This window comes from Xanthomonas sp. JL1 (assembly GCF_038405005.1).
This window is the reverse complement of record NZ_JBBYGR010000007.1, coordinates 40,363-47,320: the sequence shown is the minus strand read 5'-3', so window position 1 is coordinate 47,320 and position 6,958 is coordinate 40,363. Positions and strand designations below refer to the sequence as shown.

The following is a 6,958-nucleotide window of genomic DNA, read 5'->3' as shown; positions in this document are numbered from 1 at the left end:
TGGTTCCCTGGCAGCAACTGCGCGTGCTGATCGCGCCGCACTCTCCGGTGTCGGGGCGGCCAGGGCGGCAGCCATACGCCCTGGCGACGATGTGGCGGATTCATCTGCTGCAGCAGTGGTATGCGTTGAGCGATCCGGCGATGGAAGAAGCGCTGCACGAGATTCCGACATTGCGGCGCTTTGCCCAGCTCGGTTGCTTGGACGACATTCCCGACGAGTCCACGATTCTCAACGTTCGACGCCTGCTGGAGACCCATGGCCTTGCCGCACGGATGCTGGAAGCGGTCAACGCGCATCTGGCGCGCAAGGGCCAGAGCTTGCGGTCCGGCACGATTGTCGATGCGAGACTGATCGCTGCGCCCAGTTCGACCAAGAACGCCCATCACGCGCGCGACACTGAGATGCATCAGACCAGGAAGCGCAATCAGTGGTATTTCGGGATGAAGGCGCACATCGGCGTGGATGCGTTTTCCGTGCGGGCGCACCATGTCCATGGCACAGCAGCCAATGTCGCCGATGTCACGGTGACGCACACCTTGCTGCATGGCAAAGAAGACCGCGTGTTCGGCGACAGCGGCTATACCGGCGCAGAAAAACGCGACGAACTGCGGGACTGCAAAGCAGCATCCTTCTTCGCCGCCAGGCCCTCGACGATCCAAGCCATCGGCAACAACCGCGAGCGTGCTCGGGAACAGCGTTGGGAACACGTCAAAGCCAGCGTGCGCGCGAAGGTGGAGCATCCATTCCGGGTGATCAAGCGCCGGTTCGGCTACACCAAGGTCCGCTATCGCGGACTGGCCGAGAACACGGCACACGTGCTGAGCTTGTTTGCGCTGTCAACCCTGTGGATGAAGCGAAAGCAGTTACTGCACGCCATGGAGAGCGTGCGCCTGTAAACCGGGGAATTCCCACGGAAAGCGCCAGAAGTGGCGAAATTCCGAAGATCCAAACGCTACTGTTCGGAACGATGCGACATCCCGCCCTTTCAGGCCTCGTTGTTCAGACCTTATCATAGAGGTCGTGGGCTCTTCCGATGGCACCTGGCAATCGGTCGCCCTGTGCTGCCGGTGAGAGCGCATCTGCCAGGCTGCGCTGGCCCCAGGCTGCTCCCAGACAGACACCCAACGATCGCGTTGGCCGGCATGGCACGCGTCGATGTTGATCTCATCGCGCTGCGCTGGCCGCGTGCCGGCAGAGGGGCCGCCTTGCTCGCGGTATCGGCGCGCGTGTTCAACGGTCGATCGAAGATGGCGGTGCTGATGCGCACGGCGCCCAGCGCGGCGGCATCGGCTGGCGGCGATGTTTGCCTGGGCTGCGTCATCCGCCTGGCTTGCGGTTGCAACCACGCATGGATTTGTGGGATGGCCGGGGTGCCGGCCGGATCGTCACGCACGATGCACATATCCATGTGGTCTGCCCACGCTGCGTTGCCGACCAACAGGCCGGCTGCCATCGCCGCCACAATGACCGTTTGCTTCCAGACCATCATCGTCGTGCTCCATGCCGTCAATGCGTGGCTGAGGCTAGCAGCCCGCTCGGCAGTATCAGGCCTCACTGCCGACCTGCTCGGACTCGATCCGGATGCTGTCCGGCAAGTGCAGAGCGATGCTGGAGCGCACCGGCGGCAATCCAGCGATTAGCCCCACCGCCAATCACCGTTTGCGTAGCGCACTAGCCGGCCGCCGTACTTCCTCTCGCACGCCATTGGCGTACTGCCGCACGCACGCGCTTGCCGTCTACCGCGCTGCCAGCACGGGCGGCGTAGTCGTGTGGCCGGGCTTGAACTTGGGACGCTGACGTTGCGCACGCGGCATGCGGGTCTGCCTGCACGAGGGCACGCTCGCTTGCGTTCAATAGCAGGATCGAGACGCCGGTGGCCGAGATCGAGCCGTTGATATCCAGCCAACAGCGATCGCCCTCGCAGAGAAGGAACCAGTCGGCAGGGGCGTGGTCGATGACGATCATGGTGCTGCGGTATGGCGTGGGGAGCGGTCTGATCGGGAAAGCCTCGTCGCGCCGGGGGGCGCTCCTACGAAAGCACATCTGCGGCGGCAGCGACGGCGATGTGTGGCGCGTGATGTGGTGGTTTGGCGTTATCGAGCCGGCTCTCATCGCGCCCGGGGTGCTCCTACAAAGCGCCTGGTGCGCGGTGGCGTGCGGGCGTGGGGTGCTTGCTCACCCACCAAAATCCCACTGCAGCCCCACCGTATAGGTACGATCCGGTCCTGGCTCGTAATAGCGGCCGTTGCCATCGTTGACGATGACCGAGCCCACGTACTGGCGGTCCAACACGTTGTCGACGCGTGCGAAGGTGCGCAATGCACCAAGTGTGGTGGTCCAGCGCCGGGAGGCTTCCAGATTGACCAGCGCGTCGCCGGGCGCACGCTCGGTGGCCAAGTCATTGACCACGGTGGCGCCGGAGGCCACCGATTCGGCGGCGAATCGCCACTGCGCCGGCTGCCATTGCCAACGCGCAAACAACTGCTGACGCGGCACGCCGGGCAGGCGCGCACCGTTGGCTACCGGTACCGTGGGCGTGGCGCAACCGCTGCTGGCACAGGTGAGGTAGCCATCGCGCACGGTGGCATCGACAAAGGTGTAGGCCAGCTGCAGCTGCTGGGTGGCGCCAATCGGCTGATGCCAGCTGAGCTCTGCGCCCTGGCGCCGCGTCGCGCGGATGTTGCGGTAGGTGCTGCGCCCATTCGTGTTGCTGGCCACCGCCAGTTCGTCGTCGGTGTCGGCGCGGAACAACGCAAACTCCACCGCTGCGCCGCTTTGCGCACGCCACTTGCTGCCGACCTCAACGTTGCGGCTTGTCGCCGCACCCAGGTCCAGCGCCAGGCCGGCACCACCATCGCTGCGGTAACCCAGTTCGTTGAAGGTAGGCGTTTCGAAGCCGCGTCCGAGCGAAGCGTAAAAGCGCAGATCCTCGTCGGCGCGAAACACGATGCCGGCCACCGGCGTGGTCGCCGAATACTCGCGCTGGCCGCTGTCGTCGGGGTTGCGGCCGACGGTGTAGTGGTCGTCCGACGCGAAACGCACGTCGCTATGGCGCACGCCCAGCAGCGCCGACCAGCGCTCGCTCCATTGCCACCACAGCTGCGCGAACTGGTCTACGTTCTGGACCTCATCGCGCTGGTTGCGGCGCAATGCGCCCTTGACGCCCAGTATGTCGCCGACGAAGTTTTCGTAACCGGTGCGGTGCTGGCGCTGACGGTCGACATTGGTGCCCACGGTCAGCTGCAACGGCCGGCCCAGCGCTTCGCCCTGCCAGGCCCAGCGCGCGTCGGCACCTTCGTAATTGCTGTCCAGATCGATCACCCCGCCCGAATGCAGCGGGTTGCGCTGCACCGCCAGCGGAATCGCCAGGAACTGCTCCACGCTGCGCTGGCCGTCATAGGCCATCAGGCGCAGTGCCTGGTTGTCGAATTGCTGGGTGAAGATGGCGCCGGCCTGCGACTGGCGCACCGACTTGCGGGTATTGAACTGGGTCGCCACGGAAGTGGCGTGCGCCGGGTCGGCATTGAACTGGGCGCGGGTGAGGCCGAGCGGGTCTTGGGCATCCGGCGCGTCCAGATAATTGAGCACCAGGTCCAGCCGGCTGCCTTCGGCCAGATCGAAGCCGAGCTTGGCATTGACCGAGTCGCGCTTGGCGCGGCTGTGGTCGCGGACGCCATCGGTTTCGAAATGATTAGCGGCCAGGTTGTAGTGCACCGCGCCCTGCTGGCCGAGCAACTGCGTGCCCACGTCGACGGTGGCGTTGCTGCCATAGGTGGCACGCAGCCGCCACGGGTCGTTTGGGGCGCCGTCGGCGCTCCACAGCTGCAGCACGCCGCCGGAGGAGTTGCCGTACAACGCCGAAAACGGCCCGCGCAGCACTTCCACCCGCTCGGCGCCCAGCACGTTGAAGTGCGACAGCTGGCCCTGGCCGTCGGGCATGCTGGCCGGAATGCCGTCGACCAGCAACCTCACGCCGCGCACGCCGAAGGTGGAGCGCGCGCCGAAGCCGCGGATCGACAGCTGCGTGTCCTGCGCATAGTTCTGGCGGTCGCGCGCCACCAGCCCGGGGATACCGTCCAGCAGCTCGGAGACCTGCGCGCCGCGGCGGTTGTCGTCGTCGGCCGACACCACGGTGAACGAGGCCGGCAGATCGAAGTCGTCCACCCCGCGCACGCGCGCAGCGTCCACCTGCACGGCGGGCAAGCGCTGGATCGGTGTGGATGCGGGTGGCGCCGGATCGGCGGCCAGCACGGGCGGCGTGGCGCTCGTGGCGAACAGGCCGCAGGCGGCGGCCAACACGGTGAGTCTGGACATGAGCGTAGTGTCCCTCATTACGTACTGTGAGCGCATTGTTGCGTACGGAACCAAGCATGCTACGCCGGCCATGGGCTGCTACGATGAAGTAGTTTGGCCCAGCAGCGGCCCTCACTCTTTCGTCCTTCAGCGAGTCATGCCGTGTCCTTCTTTGCAAACGTAGAACAGGTTCCAGGCGACCCCATTCTGGGCCTGACCGAGGCCTACAACGCCGATAGTCGCCCCAATAAGGTCAATCTGGGCGTCGGCATCTATTACGACGAAAACGGGCGCATCCCACTGTTGCGCGCCGTGCACAAGATCGAGCAGCAGCTCGCGCAGGACACCAAACCGCGCGGCTATTTGCCCATCGACGGCCTGGCCGCGTACGACAAAGCCACCCAGGAGCTGTTGTTCGGCGCCGAGTCGGCGCTGCTGGCGGCCGGCCGCGTGGCGACCTCGCAGACCGTCGGCGGCAGCGGCGCATTGCGCGTGGGCGCGGACCTGCTCAAGAAGCTGCTGCCCACCTCCACCATCGCCATCAGCAACCCCAGCTGGGAAAACCATCGCGCGGTGTTCGGCGCGGCCGGCTTCGAGGTGGTGGATTACACGTATTTCGATGCCGCCAGCCATGGCCTGAACTTCGACGGCATGCTCGCCGATCTGGCCAAGCTCGAACCGGGCACCGTGGTGCTGCTGCACGCCTGCTGCCACAACCCCACCGGCGCCGACCTGAGCAAAGAGCAATGGAAGCAGGTCGCCGGCCTGTTGAAGGAACGCAACCTGTTCCCGTTCGTCGACATCGCCTACCAGGGCTTCGACAAGGGCATCGAGGCCGATGCGCACGCGGTGCGTCTGCTCGCTGCCGAAGGTATCGACAGCTACGTGGTCGCCAGCTCCTACTCCAAGTCGTTCTCGCTGTATGGCGAGCGCGTGGGCGCGTTGTCGGTGGTCTCGGCCACCGCGGCCGAAGCCAAGGCCGTGCAGTCGCAGGTCAAGCGCATCATCCGTACGATCTACTCCAGCCCGTCCACGCACGGCGCCGCACTGGTGGCCGGCGTGCTGACCAGCCCGGAATTGCGGGATGTGTGGGAGCAGGAGCTCACCGAAATGCGCGAGCGCATCCACGCCCTGCGCGCGGGGCTGGTGGAAAAACTCGCCACGCTCGGCGCACCGGAGTTCGAGTTCATCCAGCGCCAGGCCGGCATGTTCTCGTACTCGGGCCTGACCAAGACCCAGATGGACCGCCTGCGCGACGAGTTCGCGATTTACGCCGTCGGCACCGGCCGCATCTGCGTAGCCGCACTGAGCCAGCGCAACCTGGACTACGTGGCCCAGGCTGTGGCGACTGTCAGCCGGATGTAAGTCCGGGCTCGCTGTCATCGGCTATATCGGCCGACGTTACCAAGCCGGGAGCGCGCAAGCCTCCCGGTTTTTTTGTGCTCGCTGTTGGTCTCCTGGCCCCGACCGTGCAGCGCGTATTCGATGCCGATTGGCGGACGTGACACGTGCTCAGCGCACGCGCCATCCGCACACATTCGATCACCGGCGATGCAAAACGCGCATCGAGTGATCGAAATCTAACGGCGCAATGGCGACAATGGCGGCTCACTTCCTATACAGACTGCCCGTTCCCATGTCGCGTCCCTCGCTGACTCGCTTCCTGATCGAAGAGCAACACGCCGGCCGTATCGATGCGGAATTGCGCCAGCTGATCACTATCGTTTCGCGCGCCTGCAAGCGCATTTCGATTGCTGTGAGCAAGGGCGCCCTGGGCGGCGTGCTCGGCGATGCCGGCACCGGCAACGTGCAGGGCGAGGCGCAGAAGAAGCTCGACGTGCTCAGCAACGACATCCTGCTCGAAGCCAATGCCTGGGGCGGCCATCTGGCCGCCTGCGCGTCCGAAGAAATGGATCACAGCCAGCCGGTGCCCGAACAGTACCCCAGCGGCGATTTCCTGCTGCTGTTCGATCCGCTGGACGGCAGCTCCAACATCGACGTCAACGTCTCGGTGGGCACCATCTTCTCGGTGCTGCGCGCGCCCAAGGGCACCGAGAAGCCCGGCGACGAGCACTTCCTGCAGCCTGGCACCCAGCAGGTTGCCGCCGGCTACTGCATCTACGGCCCCAGCACGATGCTCGTGCTCACGCTCGGCCACGGCACCCACGCCTTCACCCTGGAGCGCGAGGAAGGCAGCTTCCTGCTGACCCAAGCCAACATGCGCGTGCCCGACGAGACCGCCGAATACGCCATCAACATGTCCAACCAACGCCACTGGGAACCGGCGATGCAGGCCTATGTGGGCGACTTGCTGGCCGGCAAGGACGGGGCGCGCGGCAAGGACTTCAACATGCGCTGGATCGCCAGCATGGTGGCCGACGTGCACCGCATCCTCACCCGCGGCGGCATCTTCATCTACCCCTGGGACAAGAAGGACCCATCCAAGCCGGGCAAGCTGCGCCTGATGTACGAAGCCAACCCGATGAGCATGCTGGTGGAACAGGCCGGCGGTGCCGCCACCACCGGGCGCGAACGCATTCTCGACATCCAACCAACACAGCTGCACCAGCGCGTGCCGGTGTTCCTGGGCTCGAAAAACGAAGTGGCCGCGGCGACGCGGTATCACCTGGATGCGGATAAGGCGTAGGGCTGCAGGTTCGATGTA

The 6,958-nt window shown here is 65.5% G+C and carries 6 protein-coding genes; 4 read left to right on the top strand and 2 right to left on the bottom strand.

What is annotated here, in order from left to right:
* Together WJW29_RS01715 and WJW29_RS01710 are read left to right on the top strand one after the other, a co-directional pair.
* A partial coding sequence (locus WJW29_RS01715; protein WP_113013922.1) for an IS5-like element ISXoo7 family transposase occupies positions 1–896 on the top strand: 896 nt, incomplete at its 5' end.
* Positions 897–1,142: 246 nt separating this feature from the next.
* Positions 1,143–1,640, top strand: a complete 498-nt coding sequence (locus WJW29_RS01710) for a hypothetical protein (protein ID WP_153296734.1) — start codon at positions 1,143–1,145, stop codon at positions 1,638–1,640.
* 31 nt (positions 1,641–1,671) lie between these two features.
* Here WJW29_RS01710 and WJW29_RS01705 read toward each other — a convergent pair whose 3' ends face one another.
* Together WJW29_RS01705 and WJW29_RS01700 are read right to left on the bottom strand one after the other, a co-directional pair.
* Positions 1,672–1,965, bottom strand: coding sequence for a hypothetical protein (locus WJW29_RS01705; protein WP_012443560.1), 294 nt, complete (start codon positions 1,963–1,965; stop codon positions 1,672–1,674).
* Between the two features lie 210 nt (positions 1,966–2,175).
* Positions 2,176–4,314 (bottom strand): TonB-dependent receptor, encoded by a 2,139-nt coding sequence (locus WJW29_RS01700; protein WP_011407169.1) that lies wholly within the window; start codon positions 4,312–4,314, stop codon positions 2,176–2,178.
* 141 nt (positions 4,315–4,455) lie between these two features.
* Here WJW29_RS01700 and WJW29_RS01695 point away from each other — a divergent pair, with 141 nt between their 5' ends.
* Entirely contained in the window at positions 4,456–5,658 is a 1,203-nt protein-coding gene (locus WJW29_RS01695) for an amino acid aminotransferase (RefSeq protein ID WP_011257021.1), read from the top strand.
* A gap of 271 nt (positions 5,659–5,929) precedes the next feature.
* Positions 5,930–6,940, top strand: coding sequence for a class 1 fructose-bisphosphatase (locus WJW29_RS01690; RefSeq protein ID WP_011257020.1), 1,011 nt, complete (start codon positions 5,930–5,932; stop codon positions 6,938–6,940).
* Positions 6,941–6,958 lie beyond the last annotated feature (18 nt).